Annotated in this window: 17 protein-coding genes and 3 pseudogenes; 8 read left to right on the forward strand and 12 right to left on the reverse strand. The window is 46.1% G+C overall.

Annotated features, from left to right (window positions below; genetic code table 11):
* Positions 1–2 precede the first annotated feature (2 nt).
* The 12 genes and pseudogenes from C805_RS19355 to C805_RS19410 form a co-directional block, all read right to left on the reverse strand.
* Positions 3–2,387, reverse strand: a complete 2,385-nt coding sequence (locus C805_RS19355) for an ABC transporter permease (RefSeq protein ID WP_016215675.1) — start codon at positions 2,385–2,387, stop codon at positions 3–5.
* Positions 2,388–2,406: 19 nt separating this feature from the next.
* Positions 2,407–4,794, reverse strand: coding sequence for an ABC transporter permease (locus C805_RS19360; RefSeq protein ID WP_016215676.1), 2,388 nt, complete (start codon positions 4,792–4,794; stop codon positions 2,407–2,409).
* Positions 4,795–4,808: 14 nt separating this feature from the next.
* Positions 4,809–5,474 (reverse strand): annotated as a pseudogene (locus tag C805_RS19365) (ABC transporter ATP-binding protein).
* Positions 5,475–5,675: 201 nt separating this feature from the next.
* Positions 5,676–6,707: a sensor histidine kinase gene (locus tag C805_RS19370; protein ID WP_016215678.1), complete on the reverse strand. Its 1,032-nt coding sequence runs from the start codon at positions 6,705–6,707 to the stop codon at positions 5,676–5,678.
* Positions 6,704–7,393 (reverse strand): response regulator transcription factor, encoded by a 690-nt coding sequence (locus C805_RS19375; protein ID WP_016215679.1) that lies wholly within the window; start codon positions 7,391–7,393, stop codon positions 6,704–6,706. Before C805_RS19375 ends, C805_RS19370 begins: the two co-directional genes overlap by 4 nt.
* 151 nt (positions 7,394–7,544) lie before the next feature.
* The gene (locus tag C805_RS19380; protein ID WP_016215680.1) at positions 7,545–7,745 is read right to left on the reverse strand and encodes a helix-turn-helix transcriptional regulator; all 201 of its coding nucleotides are present in this window, start codon (positions 7,743–7,745) and stop codon (positions 7,545–7,547) included.
* A gap of 3 nt (positions 7,746–7,748) precedes the next feature.
* The gene (locus tag C805_RS19385) at positions 7,749–8,417 is read right to left on the reverse strand and encodes a DUF2178 domain-containing protein (RefSeq protein ID WP_016215681.1); all 669 of its coding nucleotides are present in this window, start codon (positions 8,415–8,417) and stop codon (positions 7,749–7,751) included.
* A 205-nt stretch (positions 8,418–8,622) separates the two neighbouring features.
* Positions 8,623–9,252, reverse strand: coding sequence for an ABC-2 transporter permease (locus C805_RS19390; protein WP_016215682.1), 630 nt, complete (start codon positions 9,250–9,252; stop codon positions 8,623–8,625).
* Positions 9,252–10,081: pseudogene (locus C805_RS19395) on the reverse strand (ABC transporter ATP-binding protein). The gene C805_RS19390 and the pseudogene C805_RS19395 overlap by 1 nt, the downstream one beginning before the upstream one ends.
* Positions 10,082–10,083: 2 nt before the next feature.
* Positions 10,084–10,458 (reverse strand): annotated as a pseudogene (locus C805_RS19400) (GntR family transcriptional regulator).
* A gap of 338 nt (positions 10,459–10,796) precedes the next feature.
* Positions 10,797–11,177 (reverse strand): DUF2935 domain-containing protein, encoded by a 381-nt coding sequence (locus C805_RS19405; protein WP_022751309.1) that lies wholly within the window; start codon positions 11,175–11,177, stop codon positions 10,797–10,799.
* Positions 11,137–11,775: a hypothetical protein gene (locus C805_RS19410; RefSeq protein ID WP_016215686.1), complete on the reverse strand. Its 639-nt coding sequence runs from the start codon at positions 11,773–11,775 to the stop codon at positions 11,137–11,139. Before C805_RS19410 ends, C805_RS19405 begins: the two co-directional genes overlap by 41 nt.
* A 322-nt stretch (positions 11,776–12,097) precedes the next feature.
* On the opposite strand from C805_RS19410, the gene C805_RS19415 reads away from it, so the two are divergent.
* From C805_RS19415 to istB, 8 genes are all read left to right on the forward strand, one after another.
* Complete coding sequence (locus tag C805_RS19415) at positions 12,098–12,763, forward strand: response regulator transcription factor (RefSeq protein WP_016215687.1); 666 nt, start codon at positions 12,098–12,100, stop codon at positions 12,761–12,763.
* Positions 12,760–13,875, forward strand: coding sequence for a sensor histidine kinase (locus C805_RS19420; protein ID WP_016215688.1), 1,116 nt, complete (start codon positions 12,760–12,762; stop codon positions 13,873–13,875). The genes C805_RS19415 and C805_RS19420 overlap by 4 nt, the downstream gene beginning before the upstream one ends.
* A 98-nt stretch (positions 13,876–13,973) precedes the next feature.
* The gene (locus C805_RS19425) at positions 13,974–15,338 is read left to right on the forward strand and encodes an ABC transporter permease (protein ID WP_016215689.1); all 1,365 of its coding nucleotides are present in this window, start codon (positions 13,974–13,976) and stop codon (positions 15,336–15,338) included.
* A gap of 16 nt (positions 15,339–15,354) precedes the next feature.
* Positions 15,355–15,543, forward strand: coding sequence for a hypothetical protein (locus C805_RS19430; protein ID WP_016215690.1), 189 nt, complete (start codon positions 15,355–15,357; stop codon positions 15,541–15,543).
* An 11-nt stretch (positions 15,544–15,554) separates the two neighbouring features.
* On the forward strand, positions 15,555–16,202 hold the full coding sequence (locus tag C805_RS19435) for an ATP-binding cassette domain-containing protein (protein ID WP_016215691.1): 648 nt from the start codon (positions 15,555–15,557) through the stop codon (positions 16,200–16,202).
* A 255-nt stretch (positions 16,203–16,457) separates the two neighbouring features.
* Positions 16,458–16,880 (forward strand): RNA polymerase sigma factor, encoded by a 423-nt coding sequence (locus C805_RS19440; protein WP_016215692.1) that lies wholly within the window; start codon positions 16,458–16,460, stop codon positions 16,878–16,880.
* On the forward strand, positions 16,855–17,289 hold the full coding sequence (locus C805_RS27170) for a Mu transposase domain-containing protein (protein ID WP_016215693.1): 435 nt from the start codon (positions 16,855–16,857) through the stop codon (positions 17,287–17,289). Before C805_RS19440 ends, C805_RS27170 begins: the two co-directional genes overlap by 26 nt.
* Positions 17,282–18,079 (forward strand): IS21-like element helper ATPase IstB, encoded by a 798-nt coding sequence (gene istB / locus C805_RS19450; RefSeq protein ID WP_016215694.1) that lies wholly within the window; start codon positions 17,282–17,284, stop codon positions 18,077–18,079. The genes C805_RS27170 and istB overlap by 8 nt, the downstream gene beginning before the upstream one ends.
* Positions 18,080–18,145 lie beyond the last annotated feature (66 nt).

The raw sequence follows: 18,145 nt of genomic DNA on the forward strand, positions 1-18,145 counted from the left end.
TCCTATTCCATTGCTCTGATCTGCTCAACAAGGGATTGCTTTTTCAAATTTCCAGTTGTATAAGAGATCAGGATAAACTGCACAATCAGCAGAATTGCCAGATACATCAATACGACCAGCCACGGAAATGAATAATAAAAATAGGGGTTCATCGTTTTTACAACTGCCTGTACGGACAGGAAACCAAGCCCGGTTCCCAAAACCAATGTTACAAGCGTAGCAAAGACGGCATAAATCAATCCTTCATTACACAGCATTCTGACAAGTTGTTTTTTGCTCAGGCCAACCGCCTGTAACAGTCCATTTTCCTGCCTTCGGGACAGAAAGTTTGTGATTGTCGTATTCACAAGGTTGATGAAGGAAAAGCATACGACAATCATAGCTACGATCAACAATGCCCCAAAGGGAAGCTGCTGGTTCCTGCTGTAATAAGTGATGCTTTCTTCTATCGTATCCATAATCAGATCATCATTTCCGTCTATCAGCCGGTTTAAGGAAGCCTCAACCGTATCAGATTTACCCGTTTCAGCCATTACCGATACCGTTGCGGAGCAATCCATTCCGCAGGCTTCATTCATAAGCTCCATCGGCATAGCAAAACACATAGGAAACGCCGGGTGGCTGAAATTGCTGACGATTCCCATAACCGTATAGCGATGCGTTATCATCTGTCCTGACCTCGTGAGAAAATCAACCTCTACCACATCGCCGAGTTGTGCGGATAACGATAAGTTTTCCGCTGCATCATTGATTAAAATAATTCCATTTTTCGATACCAATTCATCATAATCAACGGTTCCGGCAATGAAGTCTTTCTCCAATGCAGAAACATCTTCTTTGGCAAATCCATAAATCCAGTCTTCCTCGTAACCATTCACATGGTATTCTGCGTCCGTGTAATACCAGCGTTTGGTTCCTGTAACGCCATCCATAGATTCTACTGCATCCACAAAATCGGTATTTAGAAAATCCTTCTGCTGTAATCCGGCTAATGAAACACCGGCAGTTTCCCACGATTGGTTTGCGTTTAGCTGGATGTTAAATTCACCGACAGGAAAATCTTTGTACCGTGCCTCTGCAACGCCATCGTAAGAAACTAACATAGTTGAAATCAGTACCACTAATACCCCGCCAATCGAAAGGGAAAGTATTGTCAATACGGATTTTAATTTTTGCCTGGACAGGTTCATTTTAGCAAGCGACAGTGGGGTTATTTTACGGTGCAGCATAGGTCTCTCTTTCAGTTTTCCCTGATAACCCGAGTAGCGGAGCGCTTCCATCGGAGAGACTGCTGCGGCTTTTTTTACAGGTGTACGAATGGAAAGCATCACAATCATAAATGTAAAAAATCCAACCCCAGCAGTGACACATAAAGTGGTCAGCCAGTACCAGCCGTCAGGAATTAAAAAATAACCAATCATGTTTCCGGCAATTAAACCAATCGGGATGCCAATAGCGGCAAGTAGTTTTCCCTCGCGGTAAACCATCTTTTTGATCTGACGTTTGGTTGTCCCTATCGTGCGAAGCTGCCCATAATTACGGACATTGCCTGCTACTGAAATATAAAATATCGAATAAATAACAATGCCGGATCCAATGAATGTGATAAAGCCGATCAGGAAATAGAACAGCATATCACTTCCGCGGTTTTCGTCCTTTAAGTTAAAGTATGTGGAACGGACGATTAACTGATCATCGGAGATTTCTAATTGCTGTGCAAGAGTGTCTGCATAGCTGGCGGCTTCGTCTTCACTCATATTTTGGGCGTCCTTTAAGCCGATATAATAATCCACTGCTGCATGATTTCCATACTGCTGCTTTACCAGTTCTTTTGATACAATGGCTGTATAGCGTCCAATATCGCCTGTTTTCAGATTTAAGATTCCCGTTAATTTGAAATCACGGGTAGTCCCGTCAGAAAAAGGGATTTGAATTGTCTGTCCCAATTCATTGGAATAACCCAGGCTGTCCAAAAAGGATTCCTGCACTAAAATCTCATCTTCCGCAGTTGGTAAGTTCCCTGAATAAGACATGCTTTGTGATTTCAGCATATCTGCATTTGCATAAGTAAAATTCACGGTGGCTTGGTTTACCTGTCCAGAAAATGCGTTAGAAAATTCACCAACCCACGCAATTTCTTCCTGATGATATAGTTTCTGTCCCTGCTGTTCAGAAATCGCGTGATATACAATCTGCGCTGTTTTTTTATTACGGTTTTGTGTTTCCTGTGGCACTCCAAACCCATAGAGGACAATCGTAGATAATAATGCGCTTGCAAGTGCAATCGTCAAAATAGTAAATATATTTCTTTTCCGGTTCGCTGCTACATTTCTATTTGACAGGCGCTTCACAACGGCGCCGGTATCATTTTCAAAAGGCCATGTCATGGTACGCCACCTCCTTCTATTATCGCAAAGCTCCCATCACTGATGACTTGCTTTGCTGCTTTAAGGCCCCTGTTGTAATCAGCACACTACATAAAATAATAATCGCACAGTTCAAGATTGTAATACCAAATGGAAATTGATAATTCAAATAGTTCATCAGGCTGTTCTTCAAAAATGAGCAAAGAACATATCCAATTCCTCCACCAATTATCACAGATAATACAAGCCCCATGCCGACTACGATTAGTCCCTCTTTATGGACCATCACGGATAATTGTTTTTGGGACATTCCCACGGAACGCATGAGAGAAAATTCCCTGCGCCTTACGATAATTCCCGTCAAAGTTGTATTCAACAGATTCATCACGGAAAAACAGCCAATCAAAACAATGGCTATTGCAAGGGCTAACTGTGTCCCCTGCAGGAAGTTTTCATTCTGGGCAATGGCAGCAGAAAGGGAATCCACACTCAGCCGCGGGTTATCGGATACAATCTGGTCTATTTCGTTTTCTGCCTGCTGTTCCAAAGAATCCTCTACACGAATCACATACTGATATGTCAAATTGCTGTGTGCGATTTTTTGCATGGAATCAACCGGCAATAACAGCATATCTATTTTATCGCCATTATTTCCAATCTTACTTTCGTCAAGGACTGCCGCAATCTCAAATTCCAGGTTCTCCGTATGCTGCCCATCAAAAATCTTCAGCGTTACAGACGAGCCGACTTTTGGATGAATACCAAAATACTTCTCAAAGTCACCCGGCCTGCCAATCACCATCTGATCCTCAGATGCCATTTGCCCATAATCTGATAGGTTTCCATTTAAGAGACAGCTTTGCAGCAAATCCATATCTGCTTTCTCAAATCCTACAATTTCAGCATCTGATTCCAGGGCCTGCAGATCATGGGAAACCGGGAGATGCTGATCCTTCATAATCTTTTGCACACCTGATAATTGCGAAAGTTCTTTTTCCACTTCCTCCGTAAAAGGGCTTGAACCCTGCAAAATCTCCAAAGGATTTTCCATCAGCTCCTGATTCGAGATTTTTAAAACGAACTGTCCTCTTGCAAATCCGGATAAAGACATATCTTCTGCATTGATAGAAGAAAGGACAGAGGATAAACCTAACAGCAGGACACCAGTCAGGACAAGGGAGGCGGCTGTCAGTATATTCTTTTTCTTATAACGCAAAACCTGGTTGACTGCCAAAGACCCCGGCGTTAGCTTGTGCTGCCTATGTTTACCTTTCGGTTGGTTATTTTGTTCATAGCGGGAAGCCTCTATAGGTGAAACGGCCGCGGCTATCTTAGCAGGCTTTTTGATGGACAGGCGCACAGTGGCATAGGTTAGCGCAACAACAACCGGGCATATCCATAGCACATTCCATAACCCAAATCCATGTGGAATTAAAAGATAAGCCACTGCAATTCCCGCAATCAGCCCAATAGGAATTGCAGGCAGCATCAGCAAAGTCCCCTCCCTGAGAACAAGCCTTTGAATCTGTTTTGCTGTCATACCTATTGTGCGGAGCTGTCCATATTGTTTAATGGAATTGATAATGGAAATATAAAAAATGTTGTATATAACCAAAACACCGGCGATCACGATAACAGCCAGCCCGGCAACAGCCGCCAGAACCATCAATGCCGAAGGCTGGCTAAGGTTCAGATACGCTTCATTATAAGAAGGAGCCGCTTTACAGCCTGCATCAGCCGCTATCTGTGATATTAGGTTTTTTACATCCCCAGAGCCCGCATCTAAATTTACACGGAGCATTACTGCCGGTGAAAAGTTATCCCATCCATCCATTTCTAAGAAGTATTCTTCAGAAACCATAGCCGCATATAAGGAACGGTCAGTACCTTTCGCCCCTGTTTTCAGGTATCCTGTTATAAGAAAGGATTTTTCTTTAACCTTGTTTGGGTCTGGCAGTCGGATGGTATCTCCAATTTTAGCATTTATCTTCTGCCGGATTAAGTATTCCTGTTCAATCAGGATCTCATTTGCTTTCTCTGGCATTTTCCCCTGGTCAACAGACAGCCCATTTAATGTAAGTGCATCATTGTTGGAATACGAAATATTAAGGCGGTCATTTCCAGATTTAACGCTGCCAATGGAAACTGTGAATCCGCATAGTTCCACCCGCACATCATCAGACAATTTTTGGTATTGTTCTTTTTCTATGCCGGAAATAAGCGCATGATAAGACCCCGTTATGTTATTGCCTCCATTTTGGTTCACTGTAATAATTCCAGAAACCAGGAGCAATACGGACGCCATCAAAAATGTTGCCAATGAAATTGCAGTAACCGTAAAATTTTTCTTCAAACGCTCTTTCTTTAATTGAGCAGACGCTAATTTTTTAATGATAGCGCTGGTATCATTCTCAAAAGGCCATGTCATAGTCTGCCACCTCCTTACTCCACAATCCTGCCGTCCTCAATCCTTACGATCCGGTCAGCAAGCTGGGCAATCTCGTTGTTGTGGGTAATCATAACAATGGTCTGGTTAAACTCCATGCTGGTACGCTTTAAAAGCCCCAGTACATCGGCGCTGGTCCTGGAATCCAGATTTCCGGTGGGCTCATCGGCCAGGATGATGGCTGGTTTGGTGATCAGGGCGCGGGCGATGGCGACACGCTGCTACTGTCCGCCGGAAAGGTTATTCGGCATATTCTGCAGTTTATCTTCCAACGCCAGCATCCCCACGATCTCATCCATGAACTTCTTGTCTGCCACATCTCCGTCCAGCTCCACAGGCAGGACAATGTTCTCATACACATTCAGGATCGGGACAAGGTTATAGTTCTGGAAGATAAAGCCGATGTTGCGGCGGCGGAAGATGGTCAGCTCCTCGTCATTCTTTTTGGCCAGCTCATCCCCACGGACAATAACATTGCCGGACGTGGGCGTATCCAGCCCGCCCATCATGTTAAGCAGGGTGGATTTACCGCTGCCGGACGTTCCGACGATTGCCACAAATTCNCCCTGTTCTACTGACAGGCTGACGCCATCCAGGGCACGGGTGATGTTGGGTTCACTGCCATAATACTTTTTCAGGTCGATTGTTTGTAATACATTCATAATCAAATGCTCCTTTTCTTAATTGATAAGGACATAATAAAAGTCAAATGTCACAGAAATGTCCGAAGCGGCATAAAAAATACGGCTGAAATGTTACAAGACTCGGACATTTCAGCCGAAAACCTGCCACTGGCAGCTTTATCGGCACACTGCTGCGAAAATATTTATGTCAGACAGCCAGAAATGGCTGTCCGACATGTGTTATCTTGTAGGGAGCATGATAGAAAATTCTGAACCCTGTCCCGGCTCCGAAGTTACCTTGATATAGCCGCCCTGCCGTGTTACGATCTCGCGGGTCAGATACAGGCCAATACCCACACCCTGCTGTTCGTGTACTTCTTCCTCACGATAGAAGCGCCGGAAAACAGCGGCCTGATTGCTCTCGGAAATACCCTTTCCAGTATCAGACACACTCAGTTTTACATACATTTCCCATTGTTCTACAAAGACCCGGATAGCGCCTCCAGCCGGAGTATATTTCACCGCATTGTCCAGCAGATTGAACACCGCTTCCGCCGTCCACTTGCTGTCATGGGAAAGGCACAGATCCTCCGGACAGTCCACCGTTACGGATATATTCTTTTTCTCCGCCGCATATACGATGCCGCTTAAGGCCATCGCCAGCGTATCGATCAGCGGGGCGTCTTTCTTATCCAGCCGGATCGCCCCGGTTTCCAGCCGGGAGGTTTTCACAAGGGCCTGAAAAAGAAACTCCAGCTTGTCTGTCTGGTTCCGGATGCCTTTCAGGAACTCCCGCTGTTCTTCTTCTGTAACCGGCTTTGAAAGCAGCGTGTCCGTCACCATTTTCAGATTTGCCACCGGTGTTTTTACCTGATGGGAAACATCCGACACCAGCATCTGCAGCTCCTGCCGTTCCTCATCCACCTTCCGCCGATTTTCCTGCATAATCCCATACAGCCGCGAAAGACGGTAGCTGATACGGGCAAAGAGTGTTTCACTGTCCGCAGCGCACACAGGCTCTCCGCTTCCGCTTATCATCTGGTCCATGGCCTGACACAGCTCCCCGGTAAATACGGAAAGCCGTTTGCCAAAGGCAATCGACAGAAGGAACATCCATATAAGGGCACAGAGCGTCAGAAGTATGCCACAGATCAGTATCCACATCTGTCCTGTCACTGCGAAGAAAACCGCACAGATGGTCAGCATGGAAACTGCCATACCACCGCTGACCAGCAGGAATATCCTTTTTACAGAGATTCGCCCCATATTCATTTTCTCTCGCCTCCCATCCACTGATACCCAATTCCGTAAATCGTTTTGATATAAGTATCGCCATCAGCCTCAATCTTGCCCCGTATGCGGCTGATGGAGGTTGTCAGTGTGTGTTCGTCCACATAGTTTTCATCCACATCCCACAGCCGTTCCAGAAGCCGCTGCCTGGTCAGGATCTGTTTTGGGTTTTTACAGAACAGGTACAGCATCTTATACTCCATGGGGGAAAGGGTAATGGGATTTCCATTCAGCGCAGCGGACTGCTCCGAAAAGTCCAGAAACAGCCTGCCGTCATCATAAAAATCCTTTGCCATTCCCCGGTGTTCCAGCATAGCGAACATGGCCCGTATTTTCCGCAACAGCGCTCCAATGGAAAAGGGCTTGGTGATATAATCTACCGCCCCAACTTCATACCCCCGGATCTGGTCGCTCTCCTGGTCATTGGCAGTCAGGAAGATCACCAGCGTGTCAGGGTTCTCCGGCTTTATGAGCCTGCACAGGTCATAGCCGCTGCCGTCCGGCAGGTTGATATCCAGAAGTACCAGGTCATATTCCGTCTGCGTCAATAACTCGGCAGCTGTGACTGCATTCAGAGCTGATGCAGTATCATAACCCTCAGAAATCAGGTTGTAGGTCAGCATTTTATTTAAAAGGTCGTCATCCTCTACCAGTAAAATCTTTTTCATATCCACACTCCTCTGCTTTTTTACATAGATAAACATACAAATGTCCGCGAAATGTTACAGCGGGCAGATTTTTGTTCATGATAATAAAATCCTCGCAAAGCGTAGGTTCTATTATTCATGATAATAGAATTTTCGCAAAGCGTGGATTCTATCATTTAAAAACAAAAATTTCTTCTATCGGTGCTTCTACAGCCCTGGAAATATCAATTGCCAGCTTTAATGACGGATTATACTGCGCTTTTTCCAGACGCATAATTGTTTCCCGGCGCACACCTACTTTTTCTGCCAGCTGCTCCTGTGTCAGATCTTTCATTTGCCGGTACTTTTTTAACCTGCATTCAAATTCTGCCATATCCTATTCCTCGCCTTCCTCTGCCTGGTCGTCATGGTCATATCGGTACAGCAAATACTCAGAGAGGAAAATCCCCAAAGCCAATGAAAGGGAAAGAGTAATAATTGAAGCAATCAGGGTGTACTCAAGGTTTCCAAATAGTTTCCCCTGACAAAGAATGATCAGTGCGGCAAGCATAACCCCAAAAGTAATCCTATACGCTTTCAGCTTAGCGCGGGCAATATTCTCACGGAAACGCTCATCCATAAATGTTCCTGACATCTTTCCTTCATAGTAAAAACCAAAAAAGCCGAAGAACAGGAAAAACGCAAACGGAAAAACTGTACCATCCACAGGATATGTCCAGAAACCGGCAAACCCCAAAAATCCCAATACTCCCAAACACCCCAGCTTTGGATTTATTTTATGGGTGACGCCTGTTTCTACTGCCTGTCTCTGCTTTTTTCCTGCATGGATAAAAAGCATGACAAACAGTGCGACAAGATAAACACAAACAAAAGAAATCGAAACAATCATCGGCAAATCCCTTATCTCAAATACATAATTTTTAAAATCCATTGGGACTATCAGACGGGAATCATTAAAAGTAACCGCATACCACGATGAAAGAAGCACGCTCAACACACAAAGTATCCCACATCCGATCCAAATTTTCTTTTTACTTGTTTTCATCTTAATCCTCCTATTATTGAGATATATTTATCTCTTTATGTGATAAATATATCACTCATTTTCCTTTGTGTCAATAGAAAAGAGATAAATATGTCGCATTATTTATCATGAAAAATAAAATCCACGCCTGGTGAGCCTTCTATTGCATGAATGAATAACGGGATGCACCGTTGTCTGCACCCCGCCTCTTTCATCCTATATTCATTTAGGTAATGTCCCGTTTCTGATATACCTTTACCGCAATCCGGTATGAGATAAAAAACCAGATAACAGAAATGATAAGTACAATTTGGAAAGCCAAAAGGATATTTTTCTTTACAGGAAAAACCAAATTGATAAGAAGAACAAGCCCCGTAATAATCCCTGCCCCCGCCATAAATGACATCATAAAGACAATCTGCGATTTCTCCGGGTCAAACAAATACGCGCACGGCAGACTGATGCCGCCTGCCAACAGGGTAGCGCTCATTCCGATAGAGCCGTACAGTAACAGCGAGTGAAGCGTGATATCCATACCGAAACAGGTAAGGACGGCGCAGGGTACCAGCGCTGTCAGCATTCCCAATACAGCAAGCAGAATATAAAACAGAAACTTCTCACAAATGATCTGGTTCCTTGATACCGGCATGGTAATGACATTTTTATTCCATTTGGATGCCGCGTCACTGGTAATGCTGATAAAGGCCGCTGTCGTGGCGGCAACCGGAGCCAGAACCAGAAGTGCGCTGGTTTCCAGCAAAAAGGATAACCCAAAGCCCAGAACAACCAGGCTGACAATCGTTACGAGAATATTGCTCCTGACAATATAGAGATCTTTCACCAAAACGCCTTTCATCACTTTTCCCCCTTTACATAAAGAAGCATAATTTCATCAATCGTTGCCGGGACAACCAGGGCTTTCGGATATTTTTTCTGCATCCTCTCCCGGTCTGAAACCAGTATCTGCCATTCATAGTCCATTTTACGGTACGAGATGATATCGGATTTATCCAGCGCGTCAAACTGCGCCGCACCGCACTTGATGATGCCATACCGCTCGGTCAGTTCGTCTTTGGGTTTCTCAAAAACACTTTCCCTTCATGGATAAACACGATATAATCGGCAATCTTCTCCAGGTCACTGGTAATGTGGGAAGACACCAGAATGGAATGTTCTTCGTCCTGCACGAAATCTAAAAGCATATCCAGAATATCATCCCGGACAACCGGGTCTAAGCCGCTGGTGGCTTCGTCCAGAACCAACAGCCTGGAATGATGGGAAAATGCAACGGAGATTGCCAGCTTCATCTTCATTCCTTTTGAAAACTGTTTGATTTTCTTATCCGTCGGCAGGGAAAACTGTTTCAGCAGACGCAGATAATCCTGTTCGTCCCATGTCCTGTAAATGTTTTTCATAACCCGGTTCAATTTCCGGGGAGAAAGGATTTCCGGATAATTGCTGCCATCAAACACGACGCCGATCTGTTCTTTGACATCCCCGTCGGATACAGCACCATCTTCCTTTTGAATCAGTCCTAAAGCCGCATTGATTGTCGTGCTTTTTCCTGCACCGTTTTCTCCAATCAGTCCGACAATGGAGCCACTGGGAACGGTGAACGAAACACGATCCAAAACAAAATCCTGATAAGTTTTGGTAAGTCCTGATACCATGAACGCATTTGCCATCGCTAATCCTCCTCGTACAATAATGTTAATAAGCTAATTAGTTTATCAAGCGGTATTCCGCTCATACGGGCAATTTCTATCGCATCATTGAAACAGCCCTCTATCTTTTTTTGCTGTTCTTCCAAATAGAAGTCCTGATTCCTAACAGATACATAGCAGCCTTTCCCGGCTGTCGTTTCAATAAAGCTCTCCTACTGCAGGATGTCATATGCCTTCTGCACGGTCAGAACACTGATCTGCAGCGATTTTGCTAGGGAGCGGATAGAGGGAAGCGCTTCACCCGCTTTCAGTTCGCCACTCATAATCTGCGTTTTTATCTGCGACACAATCTGCTCATACAGAGGACAACTTGCCTTATTACTTACAACAATCTCCAAACCGTCACCGCCTTACCGTCTTTTACTGTATTATGTAAACAAGTACAGTATAATACATATTAAGGAACAAACTTTAATACAAAAACAGCCTTCCAATTTGGAAGGCTGTTTTTGTATCTATGCCCGGAAAGCCTGATATTATGGGCCTTTCCGGGCATTTTCTATTTTCCGTGATCTTGGCAATACAACTCGCCAGCGGGCCTGCCTTTGGTATGGCAGCATTATAGTGGCTCGGAAGCTCACTTTTGCACCCCCTCTGGCCTTTATGAATAAAGAAATGAGGAAGCGTTAAAAAGTATCAGCCGCCGAACAGCATCTTTTTCCCCGGTGAGAACAATTTAGCGCAGGCCATAATATTCCTTCATTTTCATCAATCTCAAATAGTGATTCGCTTCCCTCAGCACATGGTCTGCGAGCAATGGCGGAATGATGGATTTTATCCGACATGCCAGCAGTCCCTCGGTTGCCTTCGTCTTAAACGACCGAATTTCTTCCGTGGCACACAAACTGCTTTGCAAAATTTGCTCCTCGGCAGTATATATGCACTCATTCACTAACTTCTCAAATTCCTTTGCTGTTGCCTCGGCAGTTTTTTTGAGGTCTGATTCGGTCGGATCTAACATCCCGTCAATAAATTCCGCGTGTTCCGCCATAATCGTATTCCAAAAGTTCGGCTCGTCACATAAGGTTTCCTTTGGAAGCCGGCCATTTAAATACAAAGCCTTGTTCTTTCAGGCTTTCGAGCAGTTCTGGATTTTCCGGGCCTGTCAATGTTCCTTCTTTGTCGATGTTATAGTTTCCTACTGCAAAAGCGTATGTCGGCGCTTTCAGATATTCAGGTTTTGCTCCAATGAAGTCACCTACTGCCACCACCAGCTCCTTGCGACGTACACCGGTTACATTGTAAGCAGCTTCGATACCTTTCGGCTCGGTTTCCTCGGTAATAGATTCGCTTGGATTTTCTGCCGGGATTTCGTCTGTCTGATGGCTTTCTTCTGTCGTGGCTTCTGTTTCTACTTTCTCTGCCGCCTCGTCCTCCGCAGGCTGCGGCATGGCCGTCTTGGCGACGGCTCTTGCCGCCCGGCTTACTCTGGTTCGGGCTTCCGGGAATACCTCCGGCAATACACCTTCTTCATAGTGGATTTCAAAGGTGATTTTTCCGTCCATGTGTACGTTGAAATGGAAGTCGGTCATTTCCACCTCTTTAAGCATATCCGGTAGCTCAATGTTCTTATACCGTTTGACTTCCTCGCCGTTTACCATGAGGCAAACCGGAACCGCGTCCCTCAGTTTCGCTGTGATTTTTCCTGTTTTCATTTTATTTTCCACCTTTCATTTTTGTGCTTGACTTGTGCCTTGTGAGTGACAGCTTACACATCACGGGTGGAAAAGCAAGGCTTTTTTGATAATAAAGTAACTTTTTTTCTGAATCTAATAGAAATAGTAAATAGGGAAAGTATTTCACTTACAGCAAGGCGAGCCAGTTTCCTGTCAACATGAGCCAGTCTGCCTTGTGTGGATTGATCCGTTATGAAAGGCTTGCTTTTTCCCATTAAGTTCAGTACACTGTCAATCTGACACAAAGCATTTCATACTGTTTCCATATTGCTTTGATATAATAATGTGAGGAGGTGTAAAAATGGCTGTTTTATTGATTGTGGAAGATGATACTGCCACCAACGAGGCAATCTGTGAATATATGAGATCCGCAGGGCATATTACCTTGTCGGCCCTTGATGGTGAACAGGGTTTGCAGATTGCAAGGGAGAAATCGGTTGATTTAGTGGTTCTGGATATTATGCTGCCGAAGCGAACCGGTTTGGAGGTATTAAAAGAATTGCGCCAAACAAGCAACATTCCTATCTTAATGCTTACCGCCCTTGACGATGAGCCTACTCAGGCGGCCAGCTTTGATGAACAGGCGGACGACTATATCACAAAGCCCTTTTCCATGCTTTTGCTGGGAAAACGGGTGACGGCCCTGCTGCGGCGGTGTGGGAAAAGTCCGGAACTGAAACAAATTCAGATGGGCGATATTACGGTGGATTTTGGCGGCTATACTGCTTCCGGGCCGGGCGGCCCTATTGACCTGACACCAAAGGAGATCGACCTGCTGAAATTGCTGATAGAGCATAAAGGTCTGGTGCTTACACGGTCGCAGATCTTGGACGAGTTGTGGGGATATGATTACCCCATCATTGACCGCACGATTGATACCTACATTAAAAATTTACGGAAAAAGCTGAGTCTTAACCGGATTGTAACGGTAAAAGGCGTTGGCTACAAGTATGAGGAACACCCATGAGAAATTTAAAGCTCTTTACTAAAATCTTCTTATACACCTTTCTGGTAATGCTGTTTGTCACCGTGATGGCTCATGTTTTTCTCTATGTGCTTGCGCCGCAAATGACCGTAAGCACCAACCGTTTTGTGGAAGGAGCCATTATTGAGAGTGATGTGAATACTGGTATTTTGATAAAATCCGCTATCGGAAAAGCACTGCCGGTATCCCTGCTTTGCTGCGCCATCATTTCCGCTGGGTGTTCCCTGTTGTTTTCCAGAGCCATGACGAGGCCGATCAAGCAGATTGCGGTTACAACGGAAAAGATGGAAAAGCTGGATAAGGCTGCAGCCTGCGTGGTGCATACGAAGGACGAGATTGGCGAGCTGGCCGCCCGCGTCAATAAGCTGTATGCCAGCCTGCTTTCCACCATTGAAAATCTGGAGGAAGAAAAGCAAAACGTCCGTGAGGCGGAACGGTTGAAAATTGATTTCCTGCGGGCCGCCTCCCATGAGCTGAAAACGCCGGTGACTGCCCTGAACGCGATTTTGGAAAACATGATCTTAGGCATTGGAAAATACAAAGACCGGGATCGCTGTCTGTTGGAATGTAAGGAGATTACCGGGCAGCTATCCTTTATGATTAAAGAAATTTTGGATACCTCCCGGCTGGATTTTACACAGGAGAAACAGGACGCGGAAACCTTTGACCTGTCTGAGCGTCTTCCGGCAATCTGCGAGCCCTATCAGTTGATTGCGAAGGCAAAGGGACTCGACTTTTCTTTCAGCATACAGGGAAAGTGCCCTGTCCACACGTCAAAGAAAAGCCTTGAAAAGATCCTGTCTAACCTGCTCTCCAATGCGGTCGCTTACACAAAGCCGGGATGCAAGATCACCGTTATATTGAACGCCCGACAGATAAAAATAGAAAATGAGTGTACGCCCATCCCGCCGGATAAGCTGGCCCATGTATTTGAGCCGTTCTACCGCCCAGACTTTGCCAGAGATCGCAAAGATGGAGGGAATGGGCTGGGATTATATATTGTAGATACGCTTTCAAAGGCCCTTGGGATGCCCTATCAATTTGAGGCGACCAAAAACCCGCCGGGAATGTGCTTTACCCTTTATCTCCCATAAAGCGATGGCTTTTTTTATCCGTTTCATACTGGTTCCATATTGGGGTGCTATGCTGTCAGCGTTGCAACACTTATCCTATATGAAACGGAGGTCATTCTATGAACTTTATGAATCGAGCGTGGCTGTATATCGTCCGCAAGAGGGGCAAGAGTATCCTTCTTTTTGTCATCTTGCTGGTGATGGCAACCTTTGTATTAACCGCTCTGGCACTGGGGAACGCTTCGAAAGCCGCCCAGCAGGAGCTGCGGCAAAGCCTTGGCGGGAGTTTTCTCATTGGCTTTGACTACACGGAAAACAACCCCTATTTGAAGGTGGAAAGCGTGGAGGGCGGAACCCTGATGTATTCCACCCAGCAGATCAGCCCGGAGCTGGTAGAGCAAATCCGGGAAATTGAGGGGATCAAGGAGTGCAGCGCCACCGTGGAGGGGCTGGCGGCGTTCCCCTCTCTGGAACTATTTACCGGCAATATCCCCATTGAGGAAGAATTTCGCGCATCCTCAAAGATTTTAAGCACATGGAAAAGCGAGGAGCTTACCCGGTTTACTTCCGGGCAGCTTACGCTGACGCAGGGGCGGCATATCCTGCCGGATGACAAAAACAAGGGGCTGATCAGCAAGGATTTGGCTGAGAAAAACGGCCTGAAAATTGGTGACAAAATCCAGACGGACAAAGGCGTGGAGATTGAGATTGTGGGCCTGTTCTCTCCAAAAGAAATCGAAGGCATCAACGATCAGGTGACAACCTACGATAAAATACAAAACCTTATCATCACCGACCTTGCCACTTTGGTGGCTTACGAAAACGGCCCCGCAATACAGGGCTTTAACGAGCTGACGGTATCGGTGAACGACCCGCAGAACATGGAGGAAATCATTTCTAAAGTAAAGGAAATCAGCGGCGTGGACTGGAAAGGCTTTTCTTTTCTGGTTGACAACGAGGACTATGAAAACGCCGCGTCCTCTTTGGAACAGTTATCGGAGCTGGTATCCACCATTTTGATGATCGCGCTGATTGTAAGCATCGCCATCCTCTCGCTCATTCTAACCATGTGGGCCAGAACCCGCATCCATGAAACCGGCGTCCTGCTCTCGGTTGGGATCAGCAAGCTGTCCATCTTAGGGCAGTATATTGCCGAGGTTTTGCTGATTGCGATATTAGCATTTTCCCTCTCTTATTTCTCCGCCAGCGCCATTGCGGGCCAGATGGGAAACGTATTGCAATCCGGGCAGGCGGTAACGGAGGCGCAGCAGGAAGACGGCTTATCTGCCGGAACCCGTGGGGAGGCCGGAACAGATACCGGTGAGCCGGAAATCGAAACCCCGGAATTACAGGTTCGTGTACAGCTTGAGGAAATGGGCCTCCTATTCCTGCTGGGGATCGGGATTGTAACGGTATCCGCTGGAATATCCTCAATTTCCGTCATGCGGCTGAAACCGCGGGAAATTCTATCGAAAATGAGCTGAGAAAGGCGGTAACGATATGAAAAAAGTATGGAAAATGTTTTCTGTCCTCCTTTTTGTGGGATTGCTGTTCACAGGGTGTACCCCCAAGGAGAATAAATCAGACGAAACGCAGGAGCAATCCGGCTCGCCCATCATAGATTACGAGGTGCCGGATAAAGTAAAGGACTATGATTTTGACTATGAATTTGTGCCCGAAGGTGAATAGGAGGTGCCTCTATGGGAATTTTGGAACTGCAAAATCTAACATACTCTTATGACAAAAAGAGGAAGGTGCTGAGAGGGATCAATGCGCAGATGGAGGCGGGAAAAATGTATGCCATTCTCGGCCCGTCCGGGTGCGGCAAGACAACCCTTCTATCCCTGCTGGGTGGTCTGGACAGCCCCACAAGCGGGAATATCCTGTTTGAAGGGAAAGACATTGCACAGGCCGGATTGGCAGGCCATCGGAAAAAGAATGTTTCTTTTATCTTTCAGAGCTACAACCTGATTGACTATATGACCCCGCAGGAGAATGTCCGGCTGACTTCAAAGAAACCGGCACTCCCGTTTCTGGAACGGCTGGGGCTGACGAGGGAGGAATCCAAACGGAACGTGCTGAAACTCTCCGGCGGCCAGCAGCAGCGGGTAGCCATTGCAAGGGCGCTCGCAAGCGAAGCTCCGGTGATTCTGGCGGACGAGCCTACCGGCAATCTGGACGAGGATACGGCTGGGGATATTACGGAAATCTTGAAAGAAAGCGCCCATCAGATGAAGAAATGCGTGATAGTTGTTACCCACTCAGGTGAGCTGGCAAAACAGGCGGATGTGGTGTTCCGGCTGAAAAAGGGTGAATTACAGATAGAGCAAAGCGAGAAATCTTCATAACTTATTTTTCAGGGCAAGACAAGCACTTGCCAAAATGGGCCAGTCTGCCTTGTGCGGATTGGCCCATTTTGTCTAAGGAGGGAAATTGTATGTGCGGCTCTTAACCAGTTTTTAGATAGATTTATACACTCAAAAAAATTTTTTCAAAATATTTTTCAAAAACTTTCCGGTTTGCACCCTTGAGATGTGTTCTGGTTATGTGAGGAGGCGAAACAGACTAACCAGCTCAAATCTGCAAAAAAGGAGGGATGCGGCATGATGTCTCCCTCTGACGAAAAACGGATCATTGCCATGGTGGATTCCTTTACCAAGACAGTGGCCCGGAATTTCAGCAGAAATCTCAAACGGGCAAAGGCCAACGTGGAGAAGCATTACTCCGACGAGCCGGTAGACTATTTTCTGGAAACTTTAAGCCACGACGACAGGTATCCGTCCGACTATTTTGTGCTTTATGCGGACGAGCTATCCTGCGTGGTCTATAGCGAAATCTTATATAAAGCACTCCGCTCCCTGCCGAACAAGCAGCGCAAAGTCTTACTCTTTGACTTCTGGGGAGCTTTGCCGGACGGGGAAATTGCAAAACGAATGGAGGTGACGACCCGCACTGTCTACAATCTGAGGCAGCGCGCTTTTAAGGCAATCAGAACTTTTTATGAGCAAGGAAGCTCAAAGCCATGAATTAACCACCACCAATGAAATCCCCTTTGAACGTCTGAAAGCGGAACGGTTAAACCCTCTGTGCCGGGAGTACATCATGGACAAAATCAACCTGCGCCGGGTACAAAAAGACTGCCTCATCTCCTATGCCGGAAACCAGTACTCCGTGCCGGCGGAGTACATCGGCAAAGATGTGGCAGTCGTAGCCCTCGACAGTATGCTGGCTGCCTACTATGAGGGAAAGCAGATAGCTCTGCACCGGATATCGTATCAGAAAAAAGATATGGTTGTCAATCCGCAGCACTATAGGCGGCTCACTATGAAACAGACAATGGATGCAGAAAATATACTTTTGGAACAGGACAAGGTCATTGATTTTCCCCTGAAACCTTCTGACCTGTCCAGATATGACGAGGTGCTGTATGAATGAATTGACCATGGACAGGCTGAAAGAGAATCTGGAAAGCCTCAAGATGAAGAACACTCTGGAGATTCTGGACAACTACCTGGAACGGGCGGTAGCGGAGAAATTAAATGTCGTGGATGTTTTGGATCACATTTTTGCTGAAGAAGCGAAATCCAGGCGCAGACGCGCATATGAGAAACAGATTCAGATGTCCGGTTTCCCCATTAAAAAGACTCTGGACGACTTTGATTTTTCCTTTCAGCCCTCTATTGATAAACGCCAGATCGATGAACTGGCAACCATGCGTTTCCTGGAAAACGGGGAAAATGTAGTCTTTCTGGGGCCGCCGGGAGTGGGAAAGACGCATCTTGCCTCAGCCCTTGGGCTTGTAGCTGCAAGACACAGGTTTTCAACCTACTACATCAACTGTCACCAGCTCATTGAACAGCTCAAGAAAGCCCACTTTGAGAACCGGCTGCCGGACAGGCTCAAAATCCTGTCCAGGTACAGGATGCTTATCATTGATGAGATTGGATATCTCCCTATGGACATTCAGGGGGCCAACCTGTTTTTCCAGCTCATCGCAAGGCGGTATGAAAAGACATCCACGGTCTTTACCTCTAACAAGACTTTTTCGCAGTGGAATGAGGTGTTTGCTGATGTCACCATTGCCTCAGCCATTCTGGACCGTGTTCTGCATCACTGCACAATAGTCAACATCAAAGGCGAATCATACAGGCTGAAAGAACGCAAGGAATTCATGCGTCAAAAGCAGCAGATCGTAAACACACTTTTTGAGCAGGGAAACACTTGAAAAGGTTACATGACTCCGCCGAAAAACTACAAAATATAATCGGCGTTTTCTTACATTTTTAAATCG

It is taken from the genome of Eubacterium sp. 14-2 (assembly GCF_000403845.2).
Taxonomy (GTDB): domain Bacteria; phylum Bacillota; class Clostridia; order Lachnospirales; family Lachnospiraceae; genus Petralouisia.